Source organism: Streptomyces xanthii, from assembly GCF_014621695.1.
GTDB classification, from domain to species: Bacteria; Actinomycetota; Actinomycetes; order Streptomycetales; family Streptomycetaceae; genus Streptomyces; species Streptomyces xanthii.
In genome coordinates this window covers 6,261,760-6,279,348 of the sequence record NZ_CP061281.1, presented here as the reverse complement: position 1 = coordinate 6,279,348, position 17,589 = coordinate 6,261,760, and the positions used below count along the sequence as shown (strand labels likewise).

The 17,589-nt window shown below is 73.3% G+C and carries 16 protein-coding genes; 9 read left to right on the top strand and 7 right to left on the bottom strand.

The window, feature by feature from the left end; genetic code table 11:
• Positions 1-38 precede the first annotated feature (38 nt).
• Both IAG42_RS28335 and IAG42_RS28330 read left to right on the top strand, forming a co-directional pair.
• Positions 39-1,010: an ATP-binding cassette domain-containing protein gene (locus IAG42_RS28335; RefSeq protein WP_188339791.1), complete on the top strand. Its 972-nt coding sequence runs from the start codon at positions 39-41 to the stop codon at positions 1,008-1,010.
• Complete coding sequence (locus IAG42_RS28330) at positions 1,007-1,783, top strand: ABC transporter permease (protein WP_188339790.1); 777 nt, start codon at positions 1,007-1,009, stop codon at positions 1,781-1,783. Before IAG42_RS28335 ends, IAG42_RS28330 begins: the two co-directional genes overlap by 4 nt.
• Positions 1,784-1,955: 172 nt before the next feature.
• Here IAG42_RS28330 and IAG42_RS28325 read toward each other — a convergent pair whose 3' ends face one another.
• Positions 1,956-2,225 carry a hypothetical protein gene (locus IAG42_RS28325; protein WP_188339789.1) on the bottom strand — a complete coding sequence of 90 codons (270 nt, stop codon included), beginning with the start codon at positions 2,223-2,225 and terminating at the stop codon, positions 1,956-1,958.
• A gap of 419 nt (positions 2,226-2,644) precedes the next feature.
• Here IAG42_RS28325 and IAG42_RS28320 point away from each other — a divergent pair, with 419 nt between their 5' ends.
• Positions 2,645-4,276: a serine/threonine-protein kinase gene (locus IAG42_RS28320; RefSeq protein ID WP_188339788.1), complete on the top strand. Its 1,632-nt coding sequence runs from the start codon at positions 2,645-2,647 to the stop codon at positions 4,274-4,276.
• A 36-nt stretch (positions 4,277-4,312) separates the two neighbouring features.
• Here IAG42_RS28320 and IAG42_RS28315 read toward each other — a convergent pair whose 3' ends face one another.
• Positions 4,313-5,110, bottom strand: a complete 798-nt coding sequence (locus IAG42_RS28315) for an SGNH/GDSL hydrolase family protein (protein WP_188339787.1) — start codon at positions 5,108-5,110, stop codon at positions 4,313-4,315.
• Between the two features lie 291 nt (positions 5,111-5,401).
• Positions 5,402-9,643, bottom strand: coding sequence for a S8 family serine peptidase (locus IAG42_RS38380; protein ID WP_188339786.1), 4,242 nt, complete (start codon positions 9,641-9,643; stop codon positions 5,402-5,404).
• 91 nt (positions 9,644-9,734) lie between these two features.
• Between IAG42_RS38380 and IAG42_RS28305 the strand changes: the two genes are divergently transcribed.
• Complete coding sequence (locus tag IAG42_RS28305) at positions 9,735-10,709, top strand: LuxR C-terminal-related transcriptional regulator (RefSeq protein ID WP_188339785.1); 975 nt, start codon at positions 9,735-9,737, stop codon at positions 10,707-10,709.
• A gap of 144 nt (positions 10,710-10,853) precedes the next feature.
• Positions 10,854-11,948: a DUF5925 domain-containing protein gene (locus tag IAG42_RS28300; protein WP_188339784.1), complete on the top strand. Its 1,095-nt coding sequence runs from the start codon at positions 10,854-10,856 to the stop codon at positions 11,946-11,948.
• Between the two features lie 222 nt (positions 11,949-12,170).
• Here IAG42_RS28300 and IAG42_RS28295 read toward each other — a convergent pair whose 3' ends face one another.
• Positions 12,171-12,545: a GntR family transcriptional regulator gene (locus tag IAG42_RS28295; protein WP_188339783.1), complete on the bottom strand. Its 375-nt coding sequence runs from the start codon at positions 12,543-12,545 to the stop codon at positions 12,171-12,173.
• 73 nt (positions 12,546-12,618) lie between these two features.
• On the opposite strand from IAG42_RS28295, the gene IAG42_RS28290 reads away from it, so the two are divergent.
• The 3 genes from IAG42_RS28290 to IAG42_RS28280 all read left to right on the top strand — a co-directional run bounded on the left by IAG42_RS28290 (position 12,619) and on the right by IAG42_RS28280 (position 14,338).
• Positions 12,619-13,551: a GNAT family N-acetyltransferase gene (locus IAG42_RS28290; protein ID WP_188339782.1), complete on the top strand. Its 933-nt coding sequence runs from the start codon at positions 12,619-12,621 to the stop codon at positions 13,549-13,551.
• Complete coding sequence (locus IAG42_RS28285) at positions 13,529-14,035, top strand: DUF402 domain-containing protein (protein WP_188339781.1); 507 nt, start codon at positions 13,529-13,531, stop codon at positions 14,033-14,035. Before IAG42_RS28290 ends, IAG42_RS28285 begins: the two co-directional genes overlap by 23 nt.
• A 165-nt stretch (positions 14,036-14,200) precedes the next feature.
• The gene (locus tag IAG42_RS28280; protein WP_188339780.1) at positions 14,201-14,338 is read left to right on the top strand and encodes a hypothetical protein; all 138 of its coding nucleotides are present in this window, start codon (positions 14,201-14,203) and stop codon (positions 14,336-14,338) included.
• A 9-nt stretch (positions 14,339-14,347) separates the two neighbouring features.
• On the opposite strand, the gene IAG42_RS28275 is transcribed toward IAG42_RS28280, so the two are convergent.
• Positions 14,348-14,812 (bottom strand): GNAT family N-acetyltransferase, encoded by a 465-nt coding sequence (locus IAG42_RS28275; protein ID WP_188339779.1) that lies wholly within the window; start codon positions 14,810-14,812, stop codon positions 14,348-14,350.
• A 203-nt stretch (positions 14,813-15,015) separates the two neighbouring features.
• Here IAG42_RS28275 and IAG42_RS28270 point away from each other — a divergent pair, with 203 nt between their 5' ends.
• Complete coding sequence (locus tag IAG42_RS28270; RefSeq protein ID WP_188339778.1) at positions 15,016-16,017, top strand: lytic polysaccharide monooxygenase auxiliary activity family 9 protein; 1,002 nt, start codon at positions 15,016-15,018, stop codon at positions 16,015-16,017.
• A gap of 85 nt (positions 16,018-16,102) precedes the next feature.
• Here IAG42_RS28270 and IAG42_RS28265 read toward each other — a convergent pair whose 3' ends face one another.
• Positions 16,103-16,984: an esterase/lipase family protein gene (locus tag IAG42_RS28265; protein ID WP_188339777.1), complete on the bottom strand. Its 882-nt coding sequence runs from the start codon at positions 16,982-16,984 to the stop codon at positions 16,103-16,105.
• A 141-nt stretch (positions 16,985-17,125) separates the two neighbouring features.
• Positions 17,126-17,572: a MarR family winged helix-turn-helix transcriptional regulator gene (locus tag IAG42_RS28260; RefSeq protein WP_188339776.1), complete on the bottom strand. Its 447-nt coding sequence runs from the start codon at positions 17,570-17,572 to the stop codon at positions 17,126-17,128.
• Positions 17,573-17,589 lie beyond the last annotated feature (17 nt).

Below are 17,589 nucleotides of genomic sequence, written 5' to 3'. Positions count from 1 at the left end.
AGTTACGTACACCGTACGTAGTGCGCTACGGTGGGGGCATGACTTCTACGTACGCTGTACTTAGTGAAGGTCTGGAGAAGCGCTTCGGCTCCGGCGCGAAGGCCGTGCACGCCGTGCGGGGCCTGGACCTGGCGGTGCGCGAAGGCACCGTGTGCGGTCTGCTCGGCCCGAACGGGGCGGGCAAGACGACGGCGGTCCGCCTGCTGACGACGCTGCTGCGGCCGGACGCGGGCTCCGCGCGTGTCGCGGGGCACGACATCGCCACGCAGGCGCACGCGGTGCGCCGCAGCATCGGCGTGACGGGCCAGTACGCCTCGGTCGACGGCGACCTGTCGGGCCGGGAGAACCTGCGGCTGTTCGCGAAGCTCCTGCGCGCACCCCGCGCCCGCGCCGACGAGCTGCTCGACCGGTTCGAGCTGGCGGACGCCGCGGACCGGCCGGTCCGCACGTACTCGGGCGGCATGCGACGCCGGCTCGATCTGGCGGCGAGCCTGCTCACCCGGCCCGCCGTGCTGTTCCTGGACGAGCCGACGACGGGCCTCGACCCGCACAGCAGGAACGGGATCTGGGACGCGGTGCGCGAGCTGGCCGCCGCGGGGACGACGGTCCTGCTGACCACCCAGTACCTGGAGGAGGCCGATCTGCTCGCGGACGAGATCGTGCTGATCGACGAGGGCCGCGCCGCCCACACGGGCACACCCGCCGAGCTGAAGGCCCGGATCGGTTCCTACGCGGAGGTCGTCCTCGCGGAGGACGCGGGCGCGCAGGCCCTGCACGCGGCTGCCGTCGTCCTGGACCAACTGACCGGTGCACGGCCCGAGTTGGACGCGGAGCGGCGCACGGCCGGGGCGCTCGTCCTGGATCCGGCCGTGACCCTGCCCCGTGTGGTGCGCGAGCTGGACGCGGCGGGGGTCCCGCTGGTCGACGCGAGCCTGCGCCCGCCCACGCTCGACGAAGTGTTCCTGCGGCTGACGGCCGCCCGACCCACCCTGACGGAGGCCGCGGCATGAGCGCGATCCTGTACGACGGCACGGCGGTGCTCGGCCGCCATCTCCAGCGGATCCGGCGGGCGCCGGCCCTGCTGATCCTGACCCAGACGATGCCGGTCACCCTGCTGCTGTTCTTCGGGTACGTGTTCGGCAGCGCCATGGCGATGCCGGGCGCGGACTACCGGGCCTTCCTGGTGCCGGGAATGCTGGTGGCGACGGCGGCCAACGGCATCATGACCGGCATGTTCGCGGCCGCGCAGGACGCGCACCGGGGCGTCATGGACCGCTTCCGCACCCTGCCGATGAGCCGGGCCGCCGTGCCGCTGGGGCAGGCGGTCGCCGACCTGCTGACGACGGCCGCGGGTCTGGTGCCGATGGTGCTGGTGGGGCTGGCGATGGGCTGGCGGATCGAGGGCGGCCCGCTGCCCGCGCTCGGCGCGTTCGGACTGCTCCTGCTGTTCCGGTTCGCCACGACGTGGCTGGGGATCCTGCTCGGCCTCGCTTCCAAGAGCGAGGAGGCGGCGGGGCAGTTGGGCAGCGCCACGTTCATGCTGCCGCTGCTGTCGAACGCGTACCTGCCGACCGCCGGGATGCCCGGCTGGGTGCGCACGGTCGCGGAGTGGAACCCGATCAGCGCGGTGTGCACGGCGCTGCGCGACCTGTTCGGGAACGCGCCGGTGCCGCACGGGGCGAGCTGGCCGGTGGCTCACCCGGTGGCCGGATCACTGGTGTGGTGCGGGGTGCTGCTCGCGGTGTGCGTGCCGCTCGCGGTGCGGCGCTACGCACGGGGCTGACGGTCCCACGGGCCCGGAAGAAGAACAGGCCCCGGAAGAAAGACAGGGCCCGCAACCGACTCCCCCGCCGGGGCGCCCGCCGCATGCCGTGGGGATGACGGTCGCGGAGATGCGCAGCGGTACGCCGTACGGCGCGGAGGTCGGATGCGGGCCCGAGCCCTGCGGCGGCCGGTCAGTGGCCGCCGAACAGCGAGCGGCTCAGCCGTCGCAGTGGCGCGAAGAGGGAGACCCGCCGCATCCGTGCGATCCTGCCGCTGCGCTCGTGCGCGTGGTCACGCGCGGTCAGTTCACGCATCAGCAACGTCGCCTCGACCGTCTCGCGCTGCGGGACGGCGGGGCCGCCGAGCACCGAGAGATGGCGGTCGAGCCGCGAACTGGTCGCGCTGCTCCCGCAGGTGATCGCAGGCACTCGAGGCCTGCTGCGCACTGTTATCTGTTCCATGTCACTCCCCACCCGTACGAGGGCACCCGGCCCGGGCAGGTTAACCCTATCGCCCCAGCGGGACACTCGTGTATCCCGCCGGAGGGATTCACCTCCCTCGTACGGAGGTTGACGGCCCGTCGGCGACTACGCTCCGAATCCGGCTTTTTCCAGGGCGAGTTGGACAAGCTGGGCACTCGACGGTCGTTTCCGGTCCGCTTTCGAACCCCTTCGTCACAGGGAGTGAAGGAGCGGTCGCGGTCAAGTCGGAGGGCCGACCGGCGTGTCGGGGTCCGGCGGCGGGCCGGCGCGGGAGGACCGGAAGGGGTCCCGGGCGCAACGTGGGCGATCTCACTCCGGCCGCTTCCGAGGGTGCCGCGATCAGGCCAGGTTGAGCTACTTTTGTTCAGACTTGTCTCGCCGGGGATGGGGGGGCGCCCGTGAGCTCGGAGCCGGGCAGGGACAGAACGCGGACGATCGCGGGCCGGTACCGGCTGGTCGATCCGATCGGCGAGGGCGGCATGGGCACCGTCTGGCGCGCCCGGGACGAGGTGCTCGGGCGCGAGGTCGCGGTGAAGGAGGTCCGGCCCCCGGCCGGGCTGCCGGGGCCCGAGCTGGACCGGATGTACGCGCGGCTGGAGCGGGAGGCCTGGGCGGCCGCCCGCGTCTCGCACCGCAACGTGATCACCCTGTACGACGTGGCGACCGACGAGGGCCGGCCGTGGATCGTCATGGAGCTGGTGCGCGGCGTCTCGCTCGCCGATCAGCTCGACGCGGAGGGTCCGATGTCGCCGCAGCGCGCGGCGCACGTCGGCGCGGAGGTCCTGGCGGCGCTGCGGGCCGCGCACGAGGCCGGGGTGCTGCACCGGGACGTCAAGCCGGGGAACGTGCTGCTGGCGAACGACGGCCGGGTCGTGCTGACCGACTTCGGCATCGCGCGGGTCGAGGGGACGCAGGCGCTGACGATGACCGGCGAGGTCGTCGGCTCGCCCGAGTTCCTCGCGCCGGAGCGGGCACTGGGCCGCACGCCGGGCCCCGAGTCCGACCTGTGGTCGCTCGGCGTGCTGCTATACGCGGCCGTCGAGGGGCACTCGCCGTTCCGTCAGGACACCCCGCTGAGCACGCTGCGGGCCGTCGTGGACGACGAGCTGCCGCCACCGCACCGGGCGGGCCCGCTGACCCCGGTCCTGGAGGGGCTGCTGCGCAAGGAGCCGGGCGAGCGGACCGGTGCGGAGCAGGCCGAGCACGACCTGCGGATCGTCGGGGCGGGCGGCACGCTGCGCTCGGGACCCGTGCACGCGGCGCCCACGGCGACGGCCACGCGCCTCGGCACGCACCGGGAGCCGCCCGGCCCGCCGACCCCGCCGGGCGGCACCGCCCCGATGGCCTCGGCGACGACTCCGCCCACCGGCTCCTTCGGCCCCTCGCGCACCCGCCGCCGCGTCTCGCTCGCCCTGGCGGCGGGCCTCGTGGTCCTGCTGGTCGGGGTGGGAACCCTCACGTACGCGCTGATGAACGGGGACGACGACGGCGGTTCGGGAGGGGCGTCCGGCGGCGGGAGTTCGGCGTCGGAGGTGGTGCGGGGCGGCTCCACGGCAGAGGACCGGAGCCCCACGAGCAGCGGCGGTCGCAGCAGCGCCGCGGGAGGCGGCGGTTCGGCCGGCGGCGGGTACACGACGCGTCCGGCGCAGTCGGTACGGGTCGTCGTGCACGCGGTGCGCGGGAGTTACTCGGGTCCGTGTCCGCCGACTGCCGCGGAGGCGCCCGCGTTCTCGGCGACGATCACGGTGGGGCGGACGCCGGCCGAGGTGCGGTTCCGCTGGGTGACGCGGGACGGGGAGGCCTCGGAGCCGGGCTGGCAGACCCTGAGCTTCCCGGCGGGCGGTGCGCTGAGCCGGACCGTGGAGACGACGGAGACCGCCTACGAGGAGGGCGGGACGCTGCACAACGAGATCTCGGTGCGGGTCGACCGCCCGGTCGCCGCGACGTCGAACTCGGTGGCGTACTCCGTGACGTGCGACGTGGTGACCCCCACGACGAGCGGGGCCACCACAGCTTCACCTGCGTACTGACGCGCTGTCGTGCTCTCGGGGCCGGAGCGGCGGGGCTCAGGCCTTGGAGGTGAGGACGGGCAGGTAGCCGCTCGACTGGCCGGTGGCGGTCGGGTGGTAGGACTCGCCGATGTTGGTCCAGTTCACGCTGTGCAGCCAGGAGGAGCCGGAGCAGATCTCGTGGCCGGTGAACGTGGTCCGTACGTCGCCGAAGGTGAGGCCCGCGGCGGAGACGCGGCCGGCGATCGTGTTGTCGAGCAGGTCGGCGGCGCCGTTGATGGCCGACCGCTCGGTCTCGGAGAGGCCCGCGATGCAGGAGCCGTCGAGCTGGTAGAAGCGCGGGTAGCCGAGGACCACGACACGGGCCGACGGGGCCTTGGCCTTGATCGCCTGGTACACGGCGTCGAGCTTGGCGGGCAGGGTCGAGGTCACGTACGCACGCGCCTGGTTGACACGGTTGACGCAGGTGGACTCGGAGTAGAGCACACAGGTCGTCATGACGTCGGCGAAGCCGGCGTCATTGCCTCCGATGCTGATGGAGACGAGGCCGGTGCTCGAATTGAGCGGACCCAGCTGGTTGTTCAGCACGTCGCCCGTGACCGCGCCGGAGCAGGCCACGAAGTTGAAGCTGGCGGGCGAGTGCGACGCCGCCCACAAGGCCGGGTAGGCCTTGGTGGAGCGCTTGCACGAACCGCTGGCGCTGTCGTAGCTGCCGGCGCCCACCCCGGAGGAGTAGGAGTCGCCGAGCGCCACGTAGCCGGTGCCCGCGGCCTGTGCGGTCGCCGCCCCGGTGAGGACGGCGGTCGCGGCGAAGAGGAGCGATGTAACGTAAGCCGCAATACGGGTACGTCTCATGAAAACCTCCCTTAGCAGGATCTCTGCGACAACTGTGGTACCACGCCACTTAGTTACCGGGAAGTACTGACGCGAACATTCACCCCGAGTTACGGCAGGTTCATGTCAGGTGTGCGCCCGTAACCTCATTACCCTCCGCACCACCGCGCTACGCCCGTAGACCCTTGCGATTACTGGCCAACCGTCAGATCTGATCCGGCCTCAAGCACTGCCGTGCAGTTGCTCATTGGCAGGTGAGCCCCCGTCCGGACGGTTCCCGGACGGGGGCTCACCTGCACACCAGTCCCGGGGTCAGCCCGTCAGGTCCAGGCGGTGCACTCCTCCCAGGGTCGTGCCGGCGTACAGGTCCTCGCCGTCGGTCGCGAGCTGGGTGACGTCGAGGTTCTGCAGCCCGGTGGAGACGTTGTGCCAGGTGCGGCCGCCGTCCGTGGAGCGCAGGACGCCCCGGCCGCCGCGCGGCAGCGCCGTTTCCCAGAAGGCGCCGGAGCCCGCGTACAGCGTGTCGCCGATCCGCTCGAAGTCCGTGATCAGGACGGGGAGTCCGCCGGTGTCGCCGGTGCGGAAGGTGCGGCCGCCGTCCGTCGACGTGCGGATCGCGTCGCCGCCGGCCAGCAGGCGCCCGCCCGCGAACCGGATCGCGGTGACCTTGCCGTCGGCCCGCTTCGTCATCTCCTCGCCCCGGTCGCCGGAGCGGTAGAGGCCGTCGGGGGCGCCGAGCCACAGGGTGTCCGGATCGGACGGGTCGCCGGCGAGCGCCGTGAGGTGGGTGTCCTGGCGCAGGTTCTTCCAGTGCTCGCCGCCGTCGCGGGTGGCGTAGAGGCCCTGGCTGCGGATGCTGCCGTAGGCCACGTACACCTGGCCGGGGTCGGCCGGGTGCACTTCGAGGGCGAAGACGGTGCCCTCGCCGTGGCCCTTCTCCTCCCAGGCGCGGCCGCCGTCGGTGCTGCGCTCGACGGCGAAGTCGCCCCACGGGCCCCGGCGGACCCGCCACACGACGTTCTCGTCCTGCGCGGACACCTTGAGCAGCGCGGTCTCGTTGCCGAGGGTGCCCTCGCCACCGGTGGTGCCCCAGTCGGGGTCGCGGGCCGGCAGCGCGGTGCGGTGGGTGCCCACCGGACCCGCCGCGAGCAGCGTCCTCCCGCTCACCTCCAGGCCGTTGACGGTGCCGCCCTGGACACCGATGCGCTCGTAGTGCGCGCCGTCGTCGCGGGTGCGGTACAGGCCGGCGCCGGACGCGGAGACGGTCAGGGAGCCGTCGGCCCAGCGGTCGAAGTCCAGGGCCACGAAGTCGCCGGGGGCCTTGATGAGGGACCAGTCGCGGCCGAGGTCCCGGCCGACGCGGATGCCGTCCCGGGTGGCGACGTAGAGGTCGCCGCCGGTGATCGTGAGGCCGGAGACGCCGAGCCAGGCGTCGAGCAGGGTCGACCAGGTCGTGCCTCCGTCGCGGGAGCCGACGACGCCGGTGCCGTTCTCGTACCCGCCGACGAAGTCGCCCTCGGCGACGACCCGGGTGACGGTCCGGCCGCCCTTCGGCTCGTACACCTTGCGCGGTGCGCCGAGGGTGCCCGAGGCGAGGCCGTCACGCTTCCAGACGGCGTGACCGGTGGCGTAGTAGAGGCTGTCGCCCGCGGCCTTCACGTCGTAGACGTCGCCGGGGACGTCGAGCGGCGCCGTGGCCCAGTGCGTGCCGCCGTCGCGACTGAGCAGGAGGCCCGCGCCGGTCCACGCGATCAGGGTGCCGGTCCGGTCGTCGGAGAGGAGTCCGGAGACGGGGTCGCCGGGGGTGTCCAGGCGCCGCCAGGTGCGGCCGGCGTCCTCGGTGCGCAGGATCTGCCCGGTCTGCGGGAAGCCGGAGGCGCTGTTCACGGCGTACCACCAGCGGTTCTCGTCCTCGGGGTCGATGACGAGGTGTCCGTCGCCGGTGACGTCCGTGACGGGGAGCCGGGCGGTCTGGCGCCAGGTCCTGCCGTTGTCGTCGGTGGCCCACAGGCCGGTGCTGTCGGCGCGGTCGAGCACCGCGTGCCCGGGGGCGCCGGGCGCGAGCGTGAGGTCGCCGGCCGCGCTCGACGGGCCGACCGGCTGCCACCTCTCGCCGCGCGAGGACTTCGGGGTGACCTCGAAACCGTCGCTGTTGCTGGTGAGCGTCTTGCCGTCGGTGGTCTCGGCGCGCGCCGAGATCCGGTACGCGCCCTCGTCCTCGACGGAGAGCTGGACCTCGTACACGTTGCCGCCCCGGTGCTTGGTCCCGGCGGTGAAGGACCGGCCGTGCGGCGGCCGCACGGTGACGGTCGGGGCGCTCTTGAGGCCGACGGGGGCGAACACGGCGACCCCCGACTTCCCGTCACCGGGGTCGGGCCCGGCCTGCGCGAACAGGGCGCGTACGGACAGCAGGTACGGCACGTGGAGCGCGGGGGCGCCCTCGGGGGCGAGGGTGACCTGGCCGCTGATCTCGGTGTCGTGGGAGGGCCGTTCGGCGCGCACGGTGACGGTCGCGCGGGCGCTGCCGCCCGCCGGGACGGTCAGGGTGCGCGGGCTGACACGGGCGTCGCCGCTCGCGGTGAGGCGTACGGTGCGGGGCCTGTCGCCGTCGTTGTGCACGGTCAGGGCGCGGCTTCCGCCGATCTGCCGGTCCTTCAGGTCGGCGAGGCCGTACGAGAGGGTCGCGGGCGACGTGGTGATCCCGGCGTCGGCCGCGTCCGCGGCGGCGGCCACGTCGAGGCGTCCGGCGCCGACGGTCGCCGTGTCGAAGTCCGGCAGCTCCTTGCTGGAGCCGGTGAGTTCGGAGGTGACGCGCGCCGGGCCGTGGTCGGGGTGCAGCTGGCGCAGCAGGGCGGCGGCGCCCGCGACGTGCGGGGCGGCCATCGACGTGCCGGACATGCGGTACTGGCCCGGCGCGTACAGGGACTTGGGCACGGTGGAGCGGATGTCGTAGCCGGGGGCGACGAGGTCGGGCTTGAGGTCCCAGCCGGCGTCGGGGCCGCGGGAGGAGAAGCCGGCCATGCGGTCGGTGGCGTCCTCGCCGGTGACGGTGATCTCGACCTCGCCGTCCGCGAGCCTGCGGCCGAGTTCGTCGTACTGGGTGTCGTCGACGCCCATCACGATCACGTGGTCCATGCGCAGGGAGTCGCCCGAGGCGTCGATCGCGTCGCGCGGGGCGGCCTCGACGAAGCCGCGCCGCTCCCCCGCCAGGACGGGGCCGCTGTTCGCGGTGCCGCCGAGGATCGCGACGGCGCCGCGCTTCTCGGCCTCGCGGGCCAGGTCCAGCTCCTGGACCGAGACGTCGCCGACGTCCTCGGAGACCGGGTACTGGACGCGTACCGCCTTGCCGTGGACGTCGCCGGCGGCATCCCACTCCTCCGGGGATCCGTAGCCGACGTCGGCGAGTTCGAGGGTGACGGGCTTCGCCGGCGGGTTCGCGGAGACGTAGCCGCGGTAGGTCTGGATCTTGCCGCCGCCCTTGTAGGCGGCGCCCGGGACGCGCAGTCCGCTGACGGAGGCGCCGACCGCGAGGACGCCGTCGGCGGCGGCCGGGGAGCCGACCGTGTTGTGGCCCGGGCCCTCGTTTCCGGCCGAGGCGACGACCACGACGCCGGCCCGCGTGGCGGCCGTGGCGGCGAGGCCGATCGGGTCGCTCCCGTCGCCGGGGCCGCCGATGCTCATGTTGACGACGTCGGCGCGGTGCGGGTTCGCCGGGTCGACGGCCGCCTCCAGGCCCGCGACGATGTCGGAGGTCTCGCCGTAGCCGTCGGCGCCCATGACCTTGTACGCCGTGAGCGAGGCGCCCGGGGCGACGCCGGTCACGCCGCCGGGTTGCGCCGCCTCACCGGCGATGATGCCGGCGACGTGGGTGCCGTGGCCGTTGTCGTCCATCGGGTCGGCGTCGTCGTCGGCGAAGTCGTAGCCGCCGACGACCTTGTGGCCGGCGCCGAATCCGCCGCCGAGGTCGGGGTGGGTGTAGTCGATGCCGCTGTCGAGCACGGCGACGGTCACGCCGTCGCCGCGGACCTTCGTGCCGTGCGCGTCCTCGCGCTGCCACACCTGGGGTGCGCCGATCGTGGGCACGCTGTCGTCGGTCTGGATCCGCAGCTTCTTGTCCTCGACGACTCCGGTGACGCCCGGCTGCCGCTTCAGATCCGCCACCTGGGAGGCCTTCACGGTGACGGCGACCGCGTTGAGCAGCAGGTTCAGCCGGCGCGGCGCGCGGACCTCGACGCCCGCCTCCTCCAGCGCGTCCAGGAACCTGCCCTGCTCCGCCTCGAGTTCCCCGCGCTCGCCGAGCACGTCGGCCCGGTCGGCGCGGTCGAGCCTGCCCTTTCCGGCCACGGGCGCGGCCCCGGCGAGGGTGACGATCACCCGGCGGTCCGGGTCCTTGACGGGCTCGGCGGGCGCGGCGGACGCGGCCGGCCCGGCGAGCAGGCCGCCGAGCACGCCGGAGGCGATCAGGCAGGTCACCGTGCGGCCGGTGGCGGGCCGGGCGGATCTTCGGCCGGCCCGGGGCGAAGTCCTGCTCCGCGTGGCTGATATCGGGTTCATGCCCTCAGGTCCTACGTCCGCGCCGGTGGCCGGGACAACGATTCGGGCTGGCCCATTGCGGCCCCTGGCACATACGGGCCACGATCCCCGCATGCCCCACGAGTCGCCCGACACCCTCCGCAGGCAGCTGACCGCGGCCGGTGTCGACCCCTTCGACGAGCGCGTCTACCGCGAGATCCTGGTCCGCCACACCGCGGCGCCGGCCGAACTCGCCGCTCCCCTCGGCTGTTCCGCGGACCGTGCGGCCCGCGCCCTGGACCGGCTGCGCGAACTCGGCCTGGTGGGGCGGCTCTCGGGCCAGCGCCGCCGGTACGCGGTGATCGAGCCCGGCGCGGCGATCGAGGCGCTGGTGCGCGCCCGCACCGCCGAACTCGCCACCGTGCGCGAGGCGGCGGGCGAACTGTCCCGGCTCTTCGACGCGGCTCAGGCGGGCGGCACGGAGGAGGTCGAGGTCGTCGTGGGCAGCGAGGCGCTGGGCCGCTGGTTCGTGCGGCTCCAGCAGGAGGCCCGCGAGGAGGTCATCACGCTCGACCGGCCGCCGTACGCGCTGACGACGTCGAACCCGGTGGAGGCGACGGCCCTCACGCGCGGCGTCGGCTACCGGGCGGTCTACGCGCCGGAGGCACTGGAGTGGCCGGGCGTGCTCGGCGACATCCGTGAACTCGTGGCGCGCGGCGAGGAGGCGCGTGTCCTGCCGGGCCTGCGCGTGAAGCTGGCGATCGCGGACCGGCGGCTCGCGCTGCTGCCGCTGTCCCTGGACTTCACCGGGGAGGTGCGGGCGGCGGTGCTGCGCCCTTCGGCACTCCTGGACGGCCTGGTCGACTACTGGGAGATGTGCTGGCGCGCGGCGACCCCGCTGGGCGCGCCCGCCGACGATCCGCTGACGGAGGACGACCGGCGCATGCTGACGCTGCTCGTCGCGGGCCTCAAGGACGAGGCGATCGCCCGGCAGCTCGGCTGGTCGGTGCGCACGATGCGGCGCCGGATCAGCGCCCTCAACGACAAGCTGGGCGCGGCCAACCGCTTCCAGGCCGGGGTGATCGCGGTCCGGCGCGGCTGGATCTGACCGCAAGCCGTCTCCTCAAGGACGAACGGGACGAGGCGGGTTGACGGACGAGCGGCTCCGACACGGCGGGGCCGTCACAAGCCGCACCGGGACGCGCTGCGGAAATCCCGTGCGGGCGGCGCATTCGTGCCGGATCATGGCGGCATGTCTGAGAACCCGTTCGACGCGCTGCCGGTCCGGCTGGGGGTCGACGACAGCGACTCGCCCGCCGATGTCGTGGACGCGCTGTTCCTCGGCCGCTTCGCCAAGGGCGAGCAGCCGCACTCGCACGCGGTGAACATCGACCGGGTCCGTTCCGCCGCCACGCTGCTGCCGCCCGGCGCCCGGGTGCTGCGCTCCGCGCGTGACGACGACCGCAGCGCGACGCTCGCCGAGGGCGACGGCTGGACGCTGCTGGTCTCGCGGTGGAACAGGGGCGCGGACGTCACGGTGACGGCGACGACGGCGGAGCTCGCCGAGCAGGTTCTCCAGCAGGCCACGGACGGGGCGGCCGACGAGCCCGAACCCCAGCCGGAGAACGTGACGATGGGCTTCTGGTACGTGTCGCCCCGGCGCGGCCCGCACCGCACCACCCGGCAGATCTCGGCCGGTACGTGGGACGAGGTGCGGCCCAACTACACGGCGCCGGTCGCCGAGGCGATGGACCGGCTGATGACGACGCGGCCCGAGGACATCGCGGGCCGGCTGCTCCTGCTCCACGGGCCGCCCGGCACCGGCAAGACGTCGGCGCTGCGCACGCTCGCGCGGTCCTGGCGGGACTGGTGTCAGGTGGACTGTGTCCTGGACCCCGAGCGCCTCTTCACGGATGTCGGCTATCTGATGGACATCGCGATCGGCGAGGAGGACGGCACGGCGAAGGGCCGCTGGCGGCTGCTGCTCCTGGAGGACTGCGACGAGCTGATTCGCGGGGAGGCCAAGCACACGGCGGGGCAGGCGTTGTCGCGGCTGCTCAACCTGACGGACGGACTGCTCGGCCAGGGCCGGAACGTCCTGGTCGGCGTCACCACGAACGAGGACCTGGAGCGGTTGCATCCTGCGGTGGTGCGGCCCGGGCGCTGCCTCGCCCGGATCGAGGTCGGGCCCCTGACGCGGGCGGAGTCGGTCGACTGGCTGGGCTCCGACGAGGGTGTGGGCCACGGGGGCGCGACACTGGCAGAGCTGTACGCCTTGCGCCGCGGGGTGTCTCCGACATCGGTACCGGACCCTCGTGGCTCCGCCGACGCGGGTTTGTATCTGTAACCCGAGCCGGACTCAGCGGTTCGTCCGCGGCTCCGGCGGGGGCTGGTCGCGCAGTTCCCCGCGCCCCTGGAAGGCATGCGGCTTCGCCGCGCCTTCCCCCGCTCAAGGCGCCCGGCGCCTTGATCGGGGAGATGCCACCCGAAGGGTGTGCATCTCAGGGGCGCGGGGAACTGCGCGACCAGCCACGACGCACCCGTACCCGCCGACGAACCCGCCGCCCCCCTACTCGTAGGCGGCCCGGATCGCGTCGCGCGCAGCGGAGAGCGCCGCCTCATGCGACAACCCGAGCCGACGAACCCGCTCGGCGAAGCCACTCGCCGCGATCGCCGCCTCCCGAGCGGCAGCGTCCCCCGCGGCAGCGACGAACGTTCCGTTGCGCCCCCGCGTCTCGATCACCCCGTCCGCCTCCAGCGCCCGGTACGCCTTGGCCACGGTGTTCGCGGCGAGCCCGAGCTGCTCGGCGAGTCCGCGCACGGTGGGGAGTTTGTGGCCGACGGGCAGCGCCCCGGAGCGGGCCTGTTCGGAGATCTGGGCGCGCACCTGCTCGTAGGGCGCGGCACTGCCGGCGGTGTCTTGGACTCGGATCTTCAAGGTCACCGGCCGATTGTCCCGCAGGCGGCCCGGAAAATGGGAGGCACCCGCGTGCGGACGGCGCGTAGCGTGCGCGTTCATGACTGTGATCGTCCGTGCCACCAGCCCTGACCGTCCGTCGGACACGGAGGGCTTCGCCCGGGTCCGCCGTGCTTGCGTGCCGGCGATGCTGGCGACGCCCGCGTCCGTCGCGTTCGACGCCGAACGGGCGCATCCCGACGCCCACTACCGCCAGCTGGTCGCGGTGGCGGAGGACGGCGAGGTGATCGGCACGGCCCAGGTGGGCATCGCGGACGACAGCCCGGTGCCGGGGCAGGGCTTCGCCAACCTGTACGTGCATCCGGAGCGGCGCGGGCGGGGCGCGGGCACGCTGCTGCTGCGGACCGCCGAGGAGCATCTGGCCCGGCACGGTGCACAGAGAGTGTTCTGCTGGGCACTGGACGGTACGGAGAACCTCGCGTGGGCGGCGGCCCGGGGCTACCGGCCCAGCCGCAGCGCCCATTTCCTGCGCCTCGACCTCACGCCGGACGCGCTGCCGCCGTTGCAGGCTCCGCCGCCGGGTGTGGAGCTGCGGACGGCGGCGGACTTCGCGGACGATCCGCGCCCGGTGTTCGAGCTGGACGCGGCGACGGTCGCGGACGAGCCGGGCGACATCCCCGCGGAGATGGAGTACGGACAGTGGCTGCGTGACACCTGGGAGCATCCGCTGGTCGACCGTGCGCTGACCACGATCGCGCTGGTGGACGGCCGTCCGGCCGCGTTCTCGGTGGCTCGCACGGACGGCGAGGGCCGCTACTCGACGGGGATGACGGGCACGCTGCGCGCGTTCCGGGGCCGGGGCCTGGCCAAGCTCGCCAAGAACGACTCGCTGCACCGGGCCCGCGCGGCGGGGATCAGGGTGGCGTACACGGGCAACGACACGGAGAACGGTCCGATGCTCGCGATCAACAAGTGGTTCGGTTATGTGGTGGACACGACGGAGGTACGGCATGTCCGGGAGCTCGGCGCCTGAGACGGTGCGGGTCCGGCTGGTGAAGGGCGGGCGCGAGAAGATCTCGTACCCGGCCCAGCTGCTCGGGGACGACGGGACGCGGGTCGTGGTGCGGGCCGCGTGGGCGGGGTCCGGGGTACGGGACTTCGGGTTCGTGCGGTTCGAGCCCGGTGACGTGTTCACGGAGCACTACTGGCGGGACCGCTGGTTCTCCGTGAAGGAGGTGCGGACGGGCGACGGGACCCTGAAGGGCTGGTACTGCGATGTCACCCGTCCCGTGGTGCGGGACGCGCAGGGGCTCGTCTCGGAGGATCTCGACCTGGATCTGTGGGTGTCCGGGGACGGATCGGAGGTGATCCGGTTGGACGAGGACGAGTTCGCGGAGAGTGGCTTGCGCGAGCGGGATCCCGGTGCGGCGGGGCGTGCGGTGCAGGCCCTGGACGAGCTGGAGGTCCTGGCCCGCGGGGGCGGCTTCGCGGCGCTGCTGTCCGGCGACCGACGGTAGGGCCCCGTGCGCTGCGCGCAGTCTTCGTCGGGGTCACGGGCGAACAGACTCACGACCCGGGTACGTGACAACCGCCACTGACAATTGCGCTTCGATGCGTCACCCTCCGGGAACAGGACTACAACGGCACCACGTTGGAACCCGTGTAGGTACAGGAGGCCCGAGATGCGCCGAGTGACCATGCACAAGCCGGCCCGCACGAGCAGCATCACGCGCCGGCTGCAGGAAGAGGCCGCCGAGCCCCGGCGCGAGCGGCCCGAAGTGCGCAAGGACGTGCGCAGGACGTGGTGGCCGGACGAGTAGGGCGGCCGGTCAGATGACGTCCAGACGCCTGCGGTAGTGGATGCGGTCGTAGGGCCCGTCGACCCGGCGCTCCACGACCTCGTATCCGTACCGCGGATAGATCTTCTGGTTCTCCCACATCAGCGCGTTGGTGTAGAGCCGCACCTCGGGCAGCCCGAGGGCGCGCGCGTGGTCGTCCACGAAGTGGAGCAGGGCGCGGCCCACGCCGCGCCCGTGCGCGTCGGGGTGGACCGCGACGCTGTCCAGGAAGAGGTGGTCGGGGCGGGCCTCGACCACGACGAGGCCGACGACCTCCGGTTCCCCCGTGACGTACACCCGGCCCGCCGCCACGTCCGCCGCGTGGTCGGCCTCCATGGGCTGCGGGACGACGCCGATCCGGGCGATGTAGGGGTGGTACGCGGCGTCGGTGACGGCGCGCACGGCCTCGACGTCGGCGGCGGTGGCCGGGCGGACCCGCGGGTTCTCGGTGCTCATGCGGCCATGTCTATGTCACCCGTGCGCCCCGGCGCCACCGGCGGTCGCCGCGGGGGCCGTTTTCTGATCACAGTCTGAGCCGCGCCTTAAGTGCGCCATAAAGATCGTCGCGAGGCCCTCCCAGGAGCTTTCCGACGCCGTTTCGCGGGCTAACTTCCTTGCCACCAACCCCCGTTCGCACGTCGCAAGCCCGAGGAGCATCCATGTCCGCACGCCGTCGCAGGCTCGTCGCCGTCTCCGCCACCGCCGCCGTCCCGCTCGCCCTGTGGGCGGCGCCCGCCTCGGCGCACGGCACGCTGGGCGACCCGGTCAGCCGGGTCGCGGCGTGTTACGCCGAGGGCGCCGAGAACCCGACGTCGGCGGCGTGCAAGGCGGCGGTCGCGGCGGGCGGCACGCAGGCCCTGTACGACTGGAACGGCATCCGCGACGGTGACGCGGCGGGCCGGCACCAGGAGCGGATCCCGGACGGCAAGCTGTGCTCGGCGAACGCGGAGGAGTTCAAGGGGCTCGACCTGGCCCGCGACGACTGGCCCGCGACGAAGGTCTCGGCGGGCTCGTACACGTTCAAGTACAAGGTGACGGCCCCGCACAAGGGCACCTTCAAGCTGTACATGACGAAGCAGGGCTACGACGCGTCGAAGCCGCTGGCCTGGTCCGACCTGGACCTGGAGCACCCGGTGGCGACGAAGACGGACCCGGTGGCCGAGGGCGGCTACTACACCTTCTCGGGCACGCTGCCCGAGCGTACGGGCCGCCAGCTGGTCTACGGGATCTGGCAGCGTTCGGACAGCCCGGAGGCGTTCTACTCCTGCTCGGACGTGACGTACGGGGGTGACGCGGCGTCGGGCGGCGCGGCGGCCCCGAAGACCTCGGAGCCCGCGGAGCCTTCGGACGAGCAGATCGCGAAGGATGCCGACAAGTCGACGATCGACCACGGCGGGATGGACATGAGCGACGGCGCCGGTGACCGTGCGGGTGGCGGGCACAAGGGTCACTCGGGTGCCACGGAGTCCCCCGCCCCGGCGGCCGCTTCCGCCAACGCGCCGAAGGCCGACGGGAGTTCCGAGGGCCTCGCCGAGACCGGCGGCGACTCGACCACCCCGTACCTCGCGATGGGCGGCGCGGCGGCGCTGGCGCTCGGCGCGGCGGGCGTGTTCGCCTCGGCGCGGCGCCGGGCGACGGCGGGCGCGCGCCACGGCCGCTGACCCGTTCACGCGCGAAGCGGCCCGGTCGGTCGCCCTCCTCCGGAGCGGGGAGGGCGAGGACCGGGCCGTTCGCGTGGGGGGTGGGTCAGTTGAAGCAGTCGGTCGGGGTGGCGTGGGCGGGGTCGAGGGCGTTGGCGACCTCGTGGTACGCGACGAGGTCGACGGTGCCGATCGTCACGTGCTCGGAGAGGTCGACGGGGCACAGGTCCTGGAGGAGTACGTTGCGCACGTCGGGCCCGTCCAGGAACTGGCTGCGGTACGGGGTCACGACCTCGTCGTACTTGGTCGCGATGACGGTGTAGTGGACGCCGGGCACGGTGTCTCCGCCCGCGTTGAGCCGGGTGATGAAGTCCGAGCCCGCGACCTGGTCGGCCAGGCCCGGGGTGGCGAGGGTGAGCAGGTCGCCGGCGCCCGGGAAGTAGGGCAGCAGCTTGGTGAGCCCGTTGAGGGTGGTGCCGTGGTTGTCGGGGGCGAGTCCGACGAGGGAGTTCACCTCGGCGGCGCCGCCGAGGAACTTCAGGTAGTAGCGCGGCATCATGCCGCCCTGCGAGTGGCCGACGAGGTCGACCTTCGCGGTGCCGGTGGTGCCGCGCACCTTGTCGACGAAGGCGTCGAGCTGTTCGGCGGACTTGGCGATCGGGCCGAGGCCGTTGAAGAGCGGGACGCCGGGCAGCTGCCCGTAGTCGAGCGAGAAGACGCAGTAGCCGCGCTTCACCAGGTACGGCGCGAGGACGAGCCAGTTGTCCACGGAGTTGCCGAAGGTGCCGTGGACGAGGACGACGGGGCGGGGGTGCGCGGCCGAGGGGCGGCAGGACCAGTCGTTCCAGCCGCGGTCGGGCGCGGTGCTCGCGTGGGCGGCACCGAGGGGGGTGACGGTGGCGGCGAGGAGCGCGGCGGTGACGGTCGCGGCGCGCAGTGTCCGCCGCCATGCGGACCGTACGGGCCGTGGGCTTCTGGGCAGCTTCATGGATCTCCTTGCGGCTCAAGGGAGTTGCAGGAGTGAGCTGTGCGGTTGCCCAGACAAGTTACGCGCGAGTAGTGCAGACGTGAAGTTACGCGTCGGTAAAGAATTCCCGGTGCACTTGTGGATCACTCCGCTGACAGGGTGTCACCAGATGGGCCTGATCGGTCCGTTCGGCGCGATGGCCAGCAATTGTCGTACGAGTGCGGCGGCCTGCCGCTCCCCCAGCCGCTCCACCCAGGGCCGCACCGCGTCGGCGGCGGCCGCGTCGGCGGCGCGGGTGCAGGCGCGGCCGTGCTCGGTGAGCACGACGAGCCGGGCGCGTGCGTCCCTCGGGTGCGGGCGGCGCTCCACGTACCCCTTGCGCTCCAGCTCGTCGACGAGCTGACTGGCCGCCTGCTTGGTGACACCGAGGTGCGCGGCGACATCGGTGACCGTGGCGTCCCCGGCGGAGATCCGTACGAACGCGAAGCCGTGCGCGGGCCGCACCCCCTCGAAACCCCTGGCCAGGACGCCCTCGTGGATGCGCTGGGTCAGGTCCCCGGCCGCGGCGAGCAGGGCGGTGGACAGGGCGAGGGCGTCGGAGTTCTGCACGGCCCCATTGAAACACC